This window comes from Pseudomonas sp., from assembly GCF_030150285.1.
GTDB lineage: Bacteria > Pseudomonadota > Gammaproteobacteria > Pseudomonadales > Pseudomonadaceae > Aquipseudomonas.
On the sequence record NZ_JASLGE010000071.1, the window covers coordinates 61,938 to 76,449 of the forward strand.

11 protein-coding genes are annotated in these 14,512 nt (G+C 58.3%); 8 read left to right on the plus strand and 3 right to left on the minus strand.

Features of this window, described 5'->3' with window-relative positions:
- The first annotated feature begins 45 nt into the window (after positions 1–45).
- Entirely contained in the window at positions 46–1,479 is a 1,434-nt protein-coding gene (gene sbcB / locus Q1W15_RS16305; protein WP_300730215.1) for an exodeoxyribonuclease I, read from the plus strand.
- Between the two features lie 96 nt (positions 1,480–1,575).
- Here the strand turns inward: sbcB and mvaT are convergent, their stop codons facing one another.
- Positions 1,576–1,953, minus strand: coding sequence for a histone-like nucleoid-structuring protein MvaT (mvaT, locus tag Q1W15_RS16310; protein WP_300730216.1), 378 nt, complete (start codon positions 1,951–1,953; stop codon positions 1,576–1,578).
- 350 nt (positions 1,954–2,303) lie between these two features.
- Here mvaT and purU point away from each other — a divergent pair, with 350 nt between their 5' ends.
- Together purU and Q1W15_RS16320 are read left to right on the plus strand one after the other, a co-directional pair.
- On the plus strand, positions 2,304–3,152 hold the full coding sequence (gene purU / locus Q1W15_RS16315) for a formyltetrahydrofolate deformylase (RefSeq protein ID WP_300730217.1): 849 nt from the start codon (positions 2,304–2,306) through the stop codon (positions 3,150–3,152).
- Positions 3,153–4,140: 988 nt separating this feature from the next.
- On the plus strand, positions 4,141–4,314 hold the full coding sequence (locus Q1W15_RS16320; protein ID WP_300730218.1) for a hypothetical protein: 174 nt from the start codon (positions 4,141–4,143) through the stop codon (positions 4,312–4,314).
- Between the two features lie 32 nt (positions 4,315–4,346).
- Here the strand turns inward: Q1W15_RS16320 and Q1W15_RS16325 are convergent, their stop codons facing one another.
- Complete coding sequence (locus tag Q1W15_RS16325; RefSeq protein ID WP_300730219.1) at positions 4,347–6,236, minus strand: methyl-accepting chemotaxis protein; 1,890 nt, start codon at positions 6,234–6,236, stop codon at positions 4,347–4,349.
- 194 nt (positions 6,237–6,430) lie between these two features.
- Here Q1W15_RS16325 and Q1W15_RS16330 point away from each other — a divergent pair, with 194 nt between their 5' ends.
- A complete protein-coding gene (locus Q1W15_RS16330) occupies positions 6,431–7,912 on the plus strand; it encodes a helicase HerA-like domain-containing protein (protein ID WP_300730220.1) in 1,482 nt (493 codons plus the stop codon).
- Between the two features lie 8 nt (positions 7,913–7,920).
- On the opposite strand, the gene Q1W15_RS16335 is transcribed toward Q1W15_RS16330, so the two are convergent.
- Positions 7,921–8,376, minus strand: coding sequence for a DUF721 domain-containing protein (locus Q1W15_RS16335; protein ID WP_300730221.1), 456 nt, complete (start codon positions 8,374–8,376; stop codon positions 7,921–7,923).
- 308 nt (positions 8,377–8,684) lie between these two features.
- On the opposite strand from Q1W15_RS16335, the gene secA reads away from it, so the two are divergent.
- The 4 genes from secA (at position 8,685) to Q1W15_RS16355 (ending at position 14,461) form a co-directional block, all read left to right on the plus strand.
- The gene (gene secA, locus Q1W15_RS16340) at positions 8,685–11,420 is read left to right on the plus strand and encodes a preprotein translocase subunit SecA (RefSeq protein ID WP_300730222.1); all 2,736 of its coding nucleotides are present in this window, start codon (positions 8,685–8,687) and stop codon (positions 11,418–11,420) included.
- Positions 11,421–11,615: 195 nt separating this feature from the next.
- Positions 11,616–12,833, plus strand: a complete 1,218-nt coding sequence (gene argJ, locus Q1W15_RS16345) for a bifunctional glutamate N-acetyltransferase/amino-acid acetyltransferase ArgJ (protein ID WP_300730223.1) — start codon at positions 11,616–11,618, stop codon at positions 12,831–12,833.
- A gap of 54 nt (positions 12,834–12,887) precedes the next feature.
- Positions 12,888–13,520, plus strand: a complete 633-nt coding sequence (locus Q1W15_RS16350) for a glutathione S-transferase family protein (RefSeq protein WP_016498058.1) — start codon at positions 12,888–12,890, stop codon at positions 13,518–13,520.
- Positions 13,517–14,461: a Nudix family hydrolase gene (locus Q1W15_RS16355; protein WP_300730224.1), complete on the plus strand. Its 945-nt coding sequence runs from the start codon at positions 13,517–13,519 to the stop codon at positions 14,459–14,461. Before Q1W15_RS16350 ends, Q1W15_RS16355 begins: the two co-directional genes overlap by 4 nt.
- Positions 14,462–14,512: the final 51 nt, after the last annotated feature.

Consider the following 14,512-nt stretch of genomic DNA (forward strand, 5'->3'; position numbering starts at 1 on the left):
ACCGAGCGCCTAGACTGTTGAGGTCTACTGCTCAGGAACACCCCCGTGACCTCTATCTTTTGGTACGACTACGAAACCACCGGCATCAATCCGCGCAGCGACCGGGCGGTGCAGGTGGCCGGTATCCGTACGGATCTGGAACTCAACGAGATTGATCAACCGCTCAATCTTTACTGTCAGCCCAGTGACGATATTCTCCCTCACCCCAAAGCTTGCCTGATCACCGGAATAACCCCCAGCCTGCTCGAAGACAAAGGGCTGGTTGAGGCTGAGTTCATGACCCGCACTCACGCGCAACTGGCAGTGCCGGGCACCTGCGGCGCGGGCTACAACACGTTGCGCTTTGATGATGAAGTGACACGTTACAGCCTGTATCGCAATTTTTTCGACCCCTACGCGCGTGAATGGCAGGGGGGCAATACGCGCTGGGATTTGATTGATGTGGTGCGCGCGGCCTATGCCTTGCGGCCTGAAGGGATTGTGTGGCCCGAGGAAGAAGGGCGGGTCACACTAAAGCTGGAGCGTTTGACTGCGGCCAACGGTATCGACCATGGCCAGGCGCATGATGCCTTGTCTGACGTGCGCGCAACCATTGCGCTGGCGCGGTTGATTCGTGAGAAGCAGCCCAAGTTATACGACTGGCTATTTCAGTTACGCACCAAACAGCGTGTGCTGGATCAGGTGCGCCTGTTGCAACCGATGGTGCATATCTCGGGGCGCTTTTCGGCGGCGCGGCATTATTTGGGTGTGGTTATGCCGCTGGCCTGGCACCCTAAAAACAAAAATGCATTGATTGTGTGCGACCTGCACTTTGATCCCCAGCCATTGCTTGACCAGGATGCAGATACTTTACGCGCCCTGCTCTACACTCGGCGTGAAGACTTGCCCGAGGGGCAATTGCCGGTTCCACTCAAACTGATACACGTTAATCGTTGCCCGGTGGTCGCACCTTTGAATGTGTTGCGCGCACCGGACCAGCAGCGCTTGCAGTTGGATATGGCCCACTACCAAGAGCGTGCTGAGCGACTTGTACAGGGGCAGGAAGTTTGGCGGGGGAAATTATCGACCCTTTATGCGGGCGAGGACTTTGCACCCAGCGAGGATCCTGAACAGCAGTTGTATGACGGTTTTATCGGTGATCGTGATCGTCGATTGTGTGAGCAAGTCCGGGTCAGTGATCCCGAGCAATTGGCCCAAAATTCGTGGCCCTTTGATGATGAGCGGCTACCGGAATTATTGTTTCGTTACCGCGCTCGAAACTTTGCTTATACCTTGAATAAAGAAGAGCAACAGCGCTGGCAGTTATTTTGTCAGCAGCGACTGACGGATCCGGCGATGGGAGCGCCGCTGACGCTCGATAACTTTCAGCAGGCTGCTGAAGCCTTGTCGCACAATGCCACGCCCGCGGAGCTGAAGCTGTTGGGCGAGTGGCAGCGTTATGCGCAGGCCCTGGGTCGTCGTTTCGGGTTGGGTGCCTGACCGGCGAGTTGGTCATAAAACGTCAGGCAATAAAAAACGCCAGCAAGCTGGCGTTTTTTATTAGCGTTACAGAAAGATCTGTTCGCCTGAAATCACTTAGTCCAGCAAAGTAGCCCAGCCTTCTACCACGTCGCTGCCCCACTGAGCTTTCCACTCTTTCAGGGTTTTGTGGTTGCCACCTTTGGTTTCAATCACTTCGCCGTTGTGCGGGTTTTTGTATTGCTTAACCTTGCGGGCACGTTTGGTGCCGGTGGTTTTAACAACGCCGCGTGGTGCTTTGGTTGCTTTGGCTTCTGGGTCCAGCAGCGCGATAATGTCACGCAGGGACTTTTGGTATTCGCCCATCAGCGTGCGCAGTTTGCCTTCAAATTCCAGTTCGGTTTGAAGTTTGTCATCTTCTGACAGATTTTTCAGGCGAGCTTGCAGTTCTTTGATGGCTTCTTCTGTTGCGCGGTATTCGTTGATCAAGGACATGAAATTAACCTTAGGCCGGAATGGGAGCGTGGAGACAGTGGCGCAATAATAGTCACGGTATTACAGCAAGTAAATATGCAGCGGCTAATTAATTTAAAAAAATGCCATTCCTTAACTTAAGTCTAAGGCAAGTACCGGCTTATTAAATGCATGCGTTGCCTGGGTGTAATCAATGCCATTAATAAATTTTAATAATGGAACGATAGATGCAATGCAGGCCGCAGCGCTGTTCGGGTTGGCGCAGGGCTGTGCGATGGTGCGATCCCTGCAATAAGCCTCAACGAATACTGTAGTTTTGCTGCGCACTCGCTAGAATGGCGGCCTTTGTAAAGTTTTGGAGTGTTCCCCTCATGCGCACATTTCGGTTGGTGATTGCGTGCCCCGACGGCGTTGGTATTGTTGCCAAAGTCAGTAATTTCCTGGCCTCCCATAATGGCTGGATCACTGAAGCGAGCCACCATTCGGACGATCAAAGCGGCTGGTTCTTTATGCGTCACGAGATTCGTGCCGACTCTTTGCCTTTTGACCTGGACGGCTTTCGTGAAGCCTTTGCCCCGATTGCCGAAGAGTTTTCGATGCAATGGCGCATTACCGATACAGCGCAAAAGAAGCGCGTGGTTCTGATGGCCAGTCGCGAGTCTCATTGCCTGGCGGACTTGTTGCACCGCTGGCACAGCGATGAACTGGATTGCGATATCTCGTGTGTGATCTCCAACCACAACGATTTGCGCAGTATGGTCGAGTGGCACGGCATCCCGTTCTACCATGTGCCGGTTGACCCGAAAGACAAAGAGCCGGCATTTGCCGAGGTTTCGCGACTGGTCAAGCACCATAACGCTGAAGTGGTGGTGCTGGCGCGCTACATGCAAATCCTGCCGCCCGACCTGTGCAGTGAATACGCGGGCCAGGTGATCAACATTCACCATAGCTTTTTGCCGTCATTTGTCGGTGCCAAGCCTTATCACCAGGCATCGCTGCGTGGCGTGAAGCTGATTGGCGCAACATGCCATTACGTCACCGAAGAGCTGGACGCCGGCCCGATCATTGAGCAGGACGTGGTGCGCGTCAGTCACAGCGACAGCATTGAAGACATGGTGCGCTTTGGCCGTGATGTCGAAAAAATGGTGCTGGCCCGTGGCCTTCGTTACCATCTCGAAGACCGCGTATTGGTGCACGGCAACAAAACCGTCGTGTTTTGATGGGTGGAAGCTGTCTCGGCGTGTCAAGCCCGCTCCCACAGGCGTAGTAGGGGCCGCGCTGTCGCGCAAAGAACTGGGGCGCACTTCATTCAACTGTAGGAGCGAGCTTTTGATCTTTAAAAGCTCATTGGCGCCGCGCTGTCGTTCAGCAATCCTATCCATTGCTGCGGTCACGGCCACTTGAGGTTCCGGCCTTACGCCGTGCCACTTTGAAAAGCGCAAAGTGGCCAAACGCTCATGCCCCTACCACTCGGTGCCTCGCTGGGGCTCGGCATGCCCTCACCACAGGCTTTGCTCCGTGGGCCGCCGCGATCGGCCATCCCTGGCCGTGTCGCGGCTAACCCGGCGTCCTGCCGGGTTACCCACTGCGCAAAACCTGCGTTCGGCCAGCGTGGTTTAAGGGGGGGCTTTAGATCAAAAGCCAGATCAAAAGCACGTCGGCGTTCTGCGTAGGAGCGAGCTTGCTCGCGATCTTTTGATTTTTAAAACGGTGTCGCCTCGTCTTCTGCCTATCCATTGCTGCGGTCACGGCCACTTGAGGTTCCGGCCTTACGCCGTGCCACTTTGAAAAGCGCAAAGTGGCCAAACGCTCATGCCCCTACCACTCGGTGCCTCGCTGTGGCTCGGCATGAACTCACACAGGCTTTGCTCCGTGGGCCCGCCGCGATCGACCCTCCCTGGCCCTGTCGCGGCTAACCCGGCACCCTGCCGGGTTAGCCACTGCGCAAAACCTTCGTTCGGCCAGCGTGGTTTAAGGGGGCCCTTGGATCAAAAGCCAGATCAAAAGATCACGAGCAAGCTCGTTCCTACAAACTCTGCCATCCGTAGGGGAAGCAGCCCCGTCTTCGGCGCCGCGCTGTCGCGCAAAGAACTGGGTGCTCGCCGCATTGATAAGCACCTAAAAATGAGTAAGAAATTCATTCTCAGGGTCAATGACCAAGCGCTGCCCACGGTGTATTGTTCAGGTTTAGACGTTTGAGGGGTTGCCATGACAGATCCACTCGACAAGGCCACCTCGGTCGCCCCGGCAACCCTGGGCGAAGGCTGTTTGAGTCGCTATGACCCGCACGCCCTCACCGCAGAGGATGGCACCGAGTTTCCTGACGCCGCCAGGCTGTGGGAAGAATTACAGCAAGACGCTGAAACAGACCCCGATCTGTAACCACCCTCGGCGGCCACAGACAGGCTTACTGTTTAAATGCGGAAACTGCCCACCAGGTGTTTGAGGCGGGCGGCCTGTTGTTCCAGGTCAGTGCAGGCACGAAGGGTGGCTTGAAGGTTTTCGACGCCTTCCTGGTTGAGCGTGTTGATTTCAGTGATGTCCATGTTGATCGACTCCACCACCGACGTTTGCTCTTCCGTTGCCGTGGCGACCGACTGGTTCATGCCATCAATTTCGCTGATCCGCTGGGTCACGCTGAGCAGGCGCTCGCCGGCCTGGTTGGCGATTTCAACGCTGTCCTGACTGTGGCGCTGGCTTTCTTCCATCGTGTTCACCGACTCGCGGGCGCTGACTTGCAACTCCTCGATCATGGTTTGCACTTGCTGCGCCGACTCTTGGGTGCGGTGCGCCAGGTTGCGCACTTCGTCAGCCACAACGGCAAATCCACGTCCGGCTTCCCCGGCACGGGCCGCCTCAATAGCCGCGTTGAGTGCCAGCAGGTTGGTTTGCTGGGAAATGCTGGTAATCACTTCCAGTATCTGACCGATATTCACAGTCTTGTCGTTCAGGGACTCGATGTGACCGCTGGACGTGCCGAGCATGTGTGACAACTGCTGCATGGAGTGGATGCTACGCTCAACCACTTGCTGGCCTTCTTCTGCCAGGTTATTGGCATCGCTGGCCTGGTGCGAGGCCTGGGCGGCATTGCGGGCAATTTCCTGTGCGGCAGCGCCCAGTTCGTTAATGGCGGCTGCAACGCTGTTGGTGCGGCTCGCTTGTTCGTCCGAGTTGAGCATTGAGGAGTTGGACGCACTGACCACGCGCAAGACGACTTCGTTGACGTGTGCCGTTGCGGACGATACTTCGCCCATGGATGTGTGAATACGCTCGACAAACTGGTTGAACGCGCTGCCCAGGGTGCCGAACTCGTCCTGGGATTCAACCACCAGACGGCGCGTCAAGTCACCTTCGCCCTCGGCAATGTTCTGCATGGCGCGGGTCATGACGTGCAGCGGCTTCAAGAGGATGCGAATCAACAGGCCGAGTAGGGCAATAATCGAGATCACGGCAATCAGGGTGGCAATAATGGCCGAGGTGCGGAAGTCGCTCAGGGCGGCGAATGCCTGCTGCTTGTCGATCGACAGGCCGACAGACCAGTTGACTGCACCCAGGCCTTTGATAGGGGCGAAGGTTACGATCCGGGTGTTGCCATTGACGTTAACTTCACTGAACTGCGTGCTGATCGGCGGAGTGCCTGACGGGTAGAGTTCTTTCAGGTTTTTGGTAATCAGTGCTTTGTCCGGGTGAACCAGCACTTTGCCGTCGGCACTGACCAGGAAGGCGTAGCCCATGCCATTGAAGTTCAGGGCATTGATTGTGTCCGTGAGGGCTTGCAGGCTCAGATCGGCACCGACAACGCCCAGTGTTTGCCCCGCTTTTTTGACCTGTGTGCCGATGGAAATAATCATTTGCCCAGTCACGGCATCAATATACGGTTCTGTCAGGCTGGTGGTGCGGCTGATGAGCGCATCCTTATACCAAGGCCGTGTGCGCGGGTCGAAACCATCGGGCATTTGGCTGTCCGGGCGAATGGTGAAGCCGCCTTGGCTGTCACCAAAATAGGTTGCCATAAAGGTGTCGCTCAGGGCTTTTTGCTCGAGCAAGTGGCTGACGTTTACAGGCTGGGGATCGAGGGCGATGGACTCCGCCAGGTTTTCGGCCAGCAACGTGCGGCCAGACAGCCAGGTCTGGATGTTGTTGGCCGTCACGCTGCCCATGTCGTTCAGGTAGTTATCCAGGTTGTTGCGGATGGCATTGCGCTGCAAATAGTCGTTGTACAGCGTGAACAGCGAGAACGCGGCGATGACAATCAAGGACGCGGCAAGCAGAATTTTATGGCTGAAACGCAAGTTTTTAAGCATGGCTTGTAGGTCCGCTAAGGTCTAAAAATGTGTAGCTGCACGCTGCAAAACGGCCCACCTTACAAATCATTGCCAAAGAACTGGCGATGTCCGTATTTGTTAGGGCGATTTCCTACACTTATTTCGTATTTTTCTGGTCTAGCATTAAGGGTGTATCGACGCGGGCCCGCGAAAGATTAATCAAAGGTGGAAAAATGCCTGACTCTTCAGCATTGGTTTTGGGGGCTGATCTTGCGGGGCAGCCCATTGCTCAGTCATTGCGCTTGGCTAACCGTCACGGTCTGGTTGCCGGTGCGACGGGGACCGGTAAAACCGTCACCCTTCAGCGTCTGGCCGAGCAGTTCAGCGATGCCGGGGTTGCTGTGTTCGCAGCCGACATCAAGGGCGACCTGTGCGGGTTGGGCGCGGCGGGCAACCCCCAAGGCAAGGTGGCGCAGCGGATTGCCGACATGCCATGGCTGAACTTTCAGCCCGGGGCTTACCCGGTAACTTTGTGGGATGTACAGGGCAAAACCGGCCATCCGTTACGTACAACGTTGAGTGAAATGGGCCCGTTGCTGCTGGGCAGCCTGCTGGAATTGACCGACAGCCAACAATCGGCGCTGTATGCGGTGTTCAAGGTCGCGGACCGCGAAGGGCTGTTACTGCTCGACCTTAAAGACCTGAAGGCGCTGCTGAATCATTTGCATGAGCACCCTGAGGTGCTGGGGGATGACGCGGCCCTGATGACCACCGGCTCCAGTCAGGCGTTATTGCGCCGTCTGGCCACGCTGGAGCAGCAGGGTGCCGAGGCTCTGTTCGGTGAGCCGGCCTTGCAGTTGGAAGACCTGCTGCGGCCGGCCAGTGACGGGCGCGGCATGATCCATTTGCTGGATGCCAGCCGCCTGGTGCATGAGGCACCCAAGGTGTACGCAACATTCCTGCTGTGGTTACTGGCGGAGCTATTTGAACAGCTTCCCGAGCGGGGTGATGCGGACAAACCGTTGCTGGCGCTGTTTTTTGACGAGGCGCACTTGCTGTTTGCCGGTACGCCCAAAGCGTTACAGGACCGACTGGAACAAGTGGTGCGGCTGATTCGCTCCAAGGGGGTCGGTGTTTATTTCGTCACCCAATCCCCGGCCGATTTGCCTGACGCCGTGCTGGCACAGTTGGGTCTGCGCATTCAGCACGGGTTGCGGGCGTTTACCGCCAAAGAACAACGGTCGCTGAAAGCTGTGGCTGGCGGGTTTAGAGCGAACCCTGCGTTCGATACGTTGGCGGTGCTGACGGAGTTGGGTACGGGGGAGGCTCTGGTGGGAATGCTGGAGGAGAAGGGGACACCCGCGAGGGTTGAACGTGTGCTGATTGCACCCCCGCAGTCGCGCATCGGTCCGCTGACGGAGGCAGAGCGTGATGCCCTTATTGCTCGTTCGCCGTTGCAGGGGCGCTATGACAAGCCAATCGACCGGGAATCTGCTTACGAAGTCCTGATGGCGCGCAAGGGGCAGGCCTCTGAAAAGACCGATCCGGCGCAGAGTAAGCCTGAACCGGGCTTGCTGGATCAGGCTGGGGAGTTTATGGGCACTACGGCGGGCAAGGCTTTGCAGTCCATGGCACGCCAGGCGGCGAGCCAGATGGGCCGCCAATTGGTGCGCGGGTTGTTGGGGTCGCTGCTGGGCGGCAGCAAGCGCAAGTAATGGCGGCTTCAGCCCTTGGGTTTGGCGTGGCTGGCCAGTCGTTCAAGTGCCGCGCGCAAGGCTGGGTCGGTGATGCCGTCGGCCGTCGCCTGGATGGTCTGCGCAGCATTCATTGAAAGGTCCAGTGTGTGGCCAGCCACCGGGGCAAGCACCGTGGGTGGCTGCACTTTAAATTGAATCCGGGTCAGGCTGGCGAACTCGTCAAAGGCCTGTAGCTGGCGTTGCAGACGCTTTTGTTGATAACGCAGGCGCGTAGCCCAGTGCCCATCCGTCACGATCAGCAGCAAACTGCCCTCGCGCCATGAAGCCACATGGCAATGTGCGCGTGCGGCTGGCTGAAGTTGACTTTCCAGTAAGCGTTGCAAGTGTGCCAAGCGTTTTGCATGGCCAAAAATGGCTTTTAAGGGCTTGGCCTCGCGCAGCAAAACGGAGGGTGCCCGTGCCGGATGTGGGCGGAATGCCATGTTCAGACACCAAAAGATACAGAGTCGCGATCTTAACAGAAACCGGCCCCATGGCTCGGTCTGATCTGGCCAAGCACAGGCTAGCCGGTTAAATCAATGATTAACTTATGCATCTCATGGGTTGAAGTTCAGCGAAAAGCCCTTATTTTAGTGAAGCCCCGTCACAACGCAGCACCAGTATCGTGGAATAACGCCACTTTCCTCACCGCCGTTTCCGGGTAGAATGCTCGCTCGCATGCGGCCATCAGGGCTGCTCGGGCGACTCTTGGGGCCGCCCTCCATCCCTATGTGTGGAAGATCCTGCCGATATGTTTGCGCCTTTGTTAAAGAAACTTTTTGGAAGCAAGAACGAGCGCGAAGTTAAACGCATGCTCAAGACGGTACAGGTCGTCAATTCATTCGAAGAGCAAATGGTTGCTCTGAACGATGAGCAATTGCGCGCCAAGACCGAAGAGTTCAAGGCCCGCATAGCCAAAGGTGAGACCCTCGACCAGCTGTTGCCAGAAGCGTTTGCCGTCTGCCGCGAAGCCGGTAAACGTGTCATGGGCATGCGCCACTTTGACGTCCAGTTGATCGGCGGCATGACCTTGCATGAAGGCATGATCGCAGAAATGCGTACCGGTGAAGGCAAGACCTTGGTCGCAACGTTGGGCGTATATCTCAACGCATTGTCCGGCAAGGGCGTACACGTGGTGACCGTGAACGACTACCTGGCTCGCCGGGATGCCAACTGGATGCGCCCGCTTTACGAATTCCTGGGTTTGTCGGTCGGCGTGGTCACGCCGTTCCAGCCGCCGCAAGAGAAGCGTGAAGCGTATGCAGCCGATATCACTTACGGTACAAATAACGAATTTGGCTTCGATTACCTGCGCGACAACATGGCTTTCAGCATGGAAGAAAAATTCCAGCGTGAGCTTAACTTTGCGGTAATTGACGAAGTCGACTCCATCCTGATCGATGAAGCGCGTACACCACTGATCATTTCCGGTCAGGCTGAAGACAGCTCCAAGCTCTATACCGAAATCAACAAACTGATTCCGCGCCTTGAAAAGCACGTTGAAGAAGTGGAAGGCGAGGTTACCAAGCCCGGCCACTTCACGATCGACGAAAAAACCCGTCAGGTCGAACTGAACGAAGCGGGTCACCAGTTTGTTGAAGAAATGCTGACCCAGGTCGGCTTGCTTGCTGAAGGCGAAAGCCTTTACTCGGCGCATAACCTGGGCCTGTTGACCCATGTGTATGCGGCGTTGCGCGCGCACAAGCTGTTCCATCGCAACGTTGAGTACATCGTTGAAGACGGTCAGGTTCTGCTGGTTGACGAGCACACTGGCCGTACCATGCCGGGCCGTCGTTTGTCTGAAGGTCTGCACCAGGCTATCGAAGCGAAGGAAGGCCTGAACATTCAGGCAGAAAGCCAGACACTGGCCTCGACCACCTTCCAGAACTACTTCCGTCTGTACAACAAACTGTCCGGCATGACCGGTACGGCCGACACCGAAGCGTTCGAGTTCCACCAGATCTACGGCCTGTCAGTGATGGTTATTCCACCGAACAAGCCGTTGGCCCGTAAAGACTACAACGACCTGGTATTCCTGACTGCGGACGAGAAGTACGCAGCGATTGTCGCTGACATCAAAGACTGCATGGCCAAAGGCCGTCCGGTGCTGGTGGGTACGGCGACCATCGAAACCTCCGAGCACATGTCCAACCTGTTGAACAAGGAAGGCATCGAGCACAAGGTTCTGAACGCCAAGTTCCACGAAAAAGAAGCTGAAATCATTGCACAGGCCGGTCGCCCGGGTGCCTTGACCATCGCCACCAACATGGCCGGTCGTGGTACGGACATTCTGTTGGGCGGTAACTGGGAAGTGGAAGTCGCTTCCCTTGAGAACCCGACGCCCGAGCAAATCGCACAGATCAAGGCAGACTGGCAAAAACGTCACCAGCAAGTACTGGAGTCGGGTGGCCTGCATGTGATTGCTTCCGAGCGTCACGAGTCGCGCCGTATCGACAACCAGTTGCGTGGCCGCGCCGGTCGTCAGGGTGACACCGGTTCCAGCCGTTTCTACCTGTCGCTTGAAGACAGCTTGATGCGTATTTTTGCCTCCGACCGCGTGAAGAACTTCATGAAGGCGTTGGGCATGCAGTCCGGTGAAGCCATTGAACACCGCATGGTCACCAATGCCATCGAAAAGGCTCAGCGCAAGGTTGAAGGGCGTAACTTCGATATTCGTAAGCAACTGCTGGAGTTCGATGACGTCAACAACGAACAGCGTAAAGTGATTTATCACATGCGTAACACGTTGCTGGCCGCCGACAACATCGGTGAGACCATTGCGGACTTCCGTCGGGACGTACTCGACAGCACTGTCAGCGCGCATATTCCGCCGCAGTCGTTGCCTGAGCAGTGGGACGTCGCAGGCCTGGAAGCTTCGATCGAAAGTGGTTTTGGGGTGAAATTGCCGATCCAGCAATGGCTCGACGAGGATGACCACCTGTATGAAGAAACCCTGCGTGAGAAGCTGCTGAGCGAATTGTTGGCCGCTTACAACGAGAAAGAAGAGCAGGCGAGCGCTGAAGCGCTGCGCACCTTCGAGAAGCAAATTGTGCTACGTGTACTGGACGACCTGTGGAAAGACCACCTGTCGACCATGGACCACCTGCGCCACGGTATTCACCTGCGTGGTTATGCGCAGAAAAACCCGAAGCAGGAGTACAAGCGCGAATCCTTCAGCCTGTTCCAGGAGCTGCTCGAGTCGATCAAGCGCGACACCATCCGCGTGCTGTCGCACGTTCAGGTACGCCGCGAAGACCCGGTCGAAGAGGAAGCACGCCTGCGCCGCGAGGCCGAGGAACTGGCCAGCCGCATGCAGTTCCAGCATGCCCCTGCCCCGGGTCTGGAAAGCGAGCAACTGAGCGAAGAGGGCGCCGAAGTGGCGGTCGCCGCAGCGCCAGTGCGCAACGACCAGAAGCTGGGCCGCAACGAGCCGTGCTGGTGTGGTTCGGGCAAGAAGTTCAAGCATTGCCACGGGCAGATCGAGTGATTTGACCAGGCAGTTGTAACCTGAAACATCCGGGGCCGCTTTGCGGCCCATTCGCGGCACAATGCCGCTCCTACAGGGACCGCGCCCGACCCAATGGTCGCGATGCCTTTGTAGGAGCGGCCTTGTGCCGCGAATGGGGCGCGAAGCGGCCCCGCTCTTCCATCATCACTTCACCGTTTTTCTAGGAGCGCTCTAATGGCTGTTGGTCTTGGTCCTTTGCCCACCCTGCACCCGGTTCCGGGTTTTGAACTCGGCATCGCTTCTGCCGGCATCAAGCGCCCGGGGCGCAAGGATGTGGTGGTCATGCGCTGTGCCGAAGGCTCCAGCGTGGCTGGCGTGTTCACCCTCAACGCCTTCTGCGCAGCGCCGGTGATCCTGTCCAAGCAACGTGTACAGGGCACCGTGCGCTACCTGCTGACCAACACCGGTAACGCCAACGCCGGTACCGGCGCGCCAGGCCTGGCCGCCGCCGAACGTACCTGCGCCAAGCTGGCCGAGCTGGCTGGCGTGCCGGCCGAGTCGGTACTGCCGTTCTCTACCGGCGTGATCGGCGAGCCACTGCCGGTCGAGAAGATCGAAGGTGCACTGCAGGCCGCCCTCGACAACCTGTCGGAAAACCACTGGGCTGAAGCTGCCACCGGCATCATGACCACCGATACCCTGCCCAAGGGTGCCAGCCGTCAGTTCGAGCATGACGGCGTGACCATCACCGTCACCGGCATCAGCAAAGGCGCAGGCATGATTCGCCCGAACATGGCGACCATGCTTGGCTACATCGCTACCGACGCCAAAGTCTCCCGCGACGTGCTGCACAACCTGATGCTGGACGGCGCCAACAAGTCGTTCAACCGCATCACCATCGACGGCGACACCTCGACCAACGACTGCTGCATGTTGATCGCAACTGGCAAGGCCAACCTGCCGGAAGTGACCGAAGCCAGCGGCGCGCTGTTCGAAGCGCTGAAAAAGGCTGTGTTCGAAGTGTGCATGGAAGTGGCCCAGGCCATCGTCCGTGACGGCGAAGGTGCCACCAAGTTCGTGACCGTGCAGGTCAACGGTGGTGGCAACCACCAGGAATGCCTGGACGTCGGCTATGCCGTGGCCCACTCGCCACTGATCAAGACCGCACTGTTCGCATCCGATCCGAACTGGGGCCGCATCCTGGCCGCCGTTGGCCGTGCTGGCGTGCCGGAACTGGATGTAAGCCTGATCGACGTGTACCTGGGCAGCGTGTGCATCGCCAGTAAAGGCGGCCGTGACCCGAGCTACACCGAAGCTCAGGGCTCGGCAGTGATGGCCCAGGAAGAGATCACCATCCGCATCGAGCTGGGCCGTGGCCAGTGCAGCGAAACCATCTGGACCACCGATCTGTCCCACGAGTACGTGAAGATCAACGCCGAGTACCGTACCTGATCGAAAATGGGGCTGCAAAGCAGCCCCAGCATTCCAAACCGATGGAGCCGAACCATGAGCTATCACCTGATCATCGGCGACAAGCTGTACTCCTCCTGGTCGCTGCGTGGCGCCCTGGCCCTCGAGCTGGCTGGCGTGCCCTACGAAGAAACCCTGATCAAGCTCAACCAGCCTGATACCCGTCAGCGCATCCTCGCTTTCTCCTCCACCGGCAAAGTGCCGTTGCTCAAGACCGGACACGGTGTGATCGCCGATTCCCTGGCCATCGCCGAATACCTCAACGAACAGCACCCCGACGCCCAGCTGTGGCCTGTCGACGTAGCCGCGCGTGCCCAGGCCCGTTCGGCTTGTGCGCAGATGCACAGCGGTTTCTTCGCCCTGCGCGGTGCCATGCCGTTCGACCTGTCGCGTGACCAGGCCCTGGACGATGTGCCGTTGGACGTGCAGGTCGACATCGACCGTATCGTCGCGCTGTGGTCCGAATGCCGCGTGGTGGCCAAGGACAGCGGCCCGTTCCTGTTCGGCAAGCCGAGCCTGGCCGACGCCTTCTTCGCCCCGGTGGCCGTGCGCCTGCGCACCTACCGCGTGGAGGTGCCGGCAGAGGCGGCAGCCTACATCGAAACCATTTATCAGTGGCCAGCCTTCCAGGCTTGGCAGCAGGCCGGCCTGGCGGAGCGTGAAGGGTGAAACGGATACATGTTGTAGCGGCGGTCATTCGCGGTACTGATGGCCGTATTCTGATTGCCCGCAGGGCGGATACCCAGCACCAGGGCGGCCTGTGGGAGTTTCCCGGTGGCAAGGTGGAAGAGGGTGAAGGCGTGGAAGCGGCGCTGGCCCGTGAGCTGCGCGAGGAGCTGGGCATCGAGGTGACCCGCTCGCGTGCGCTGATCAAGGTCAGCCATGACTACCCGGACAAACAGGTGCTGCTGGACGTGCGCGAAGTCGAAGCGTTCACGGGCGAACCTCATGGCGCAGAAGGGCAGCCGCTGGAGTGGGTGTCGCCACGGGACCTGGCGCAATACGAGTTCCCCGAGGCCAACAAGCCGATTGTGGCTGCCGCGCGTCTGCCGGACCAATACCTGATTACCCCGGATGGCCTGGAAGTGCCACAGATGCTCAAGGGCATCCAGAAGGCGGTGGCCAATGGTACTCGCCTGATCCAGTTGCGGGCGCCGGACATGTATGACCCCAAGTACCGTGATGTGGCGGTGGATGCCGTGGGGTTGTGTGGGGGCAAGGCGCAACTGATGCTCAAGGGGCCGCTGGAATGGCTGGGTGATTTCCCGTCGGCCGGTTGGCACCTGACGGCAGCGCAGTTGCGCAAGTACGCTGCCAAGGGCCGGCCGTTCCCCAAGGAGCGCTGGCTGGCGGCGTCCTGCCACAGCGCCGAGGAGCTGGCGCTTGCTGAACAGATGGGCGTGGACTTTGTCACCTTGTCGCCAGTGCAGGCGACCCAGACTCACCCAGAGGCGGTGCCGTTGGGATGGGATGAGGCGCAGCGGTTGATTGCCGGGTTCAACAAGCCGGTTTACCTGCTGGGTGGGGTAGGGCCTGATCAGCGCGAGCAAGCCTGGGAAGTGGGGGCACAGGGTGTTGCCGGGATCCGGGCGTTCTGGCCCGAGGCCTGAGTAAGGGGGCCGCTTTGCGGCCCATCGCCGGCAAGCCAGCTCCCACAGGTT

Bases quoted from the DNA above. Each gene is read 5' to 3' on its own strand.
- mvaT (WP_300730216.1), bottom strand. From the start codon at position 1,953: ATGTCCTTGATCAACGAATACCGCGCAACAGAAGAAGCCATCAAAGAA.
- purU (WP_300730217.1), top strand. From the start codon at position 2,304: ATGCGCACATTTCGGTTGGTGATTGCGTGCCCCGACGGCGTTGGTATT.
- Q1W15_RS16320 (WP_300730218.1), top strand. From the start codon at position 4,141: ATGACAGATCCACTCGACAAGGCCACCTCGGTCGCCCCGGCAACCCTG.
- Q1W15_RS16325 (WP_300730219.1), bottom strand. From the start codon at position 6,236: ATGCTTAAAAACTTGCGTTTCAGCCATAAAATTCTGCTTGCCGCGTCC.
- Q1W15_RS16330 (WP_300730220.1), top strand. From the start codon at position 6,431: ATGCCTGACTCTTCAGCATTGGTTTTGGGGGCTGATCTTGCGGGGCAG.
- Q1W15_RS16335 (WP_300730221.1), bottom strand. From the start codon at position 8,376: ATGGCATTCCGCCCACATCCGGCACGGGCACCCTCCGTTTTGCTGCGC.
- secA (WP_300730222.1), top strand. From the start codon at position 8,685: ATGTTTGCGCCTTTGTTAAAGAAACTTTTTGGAAGCAAGAACGAGCGC.
- argJ (WP_300730223.1), top strand. From the start codon at position 11,616: ATGGCTGTTGGTCTTGGTCCTTTGCCCACCCTGCACCCGGTTCCGGGT.
- Q1W15_RS16350 (WP_016498058.1), top strand. From the start codon at position 12,888: ATGAGCTATCACCTGATCATCGGCGACAAGCTGTACTCCTCCTGGTCG.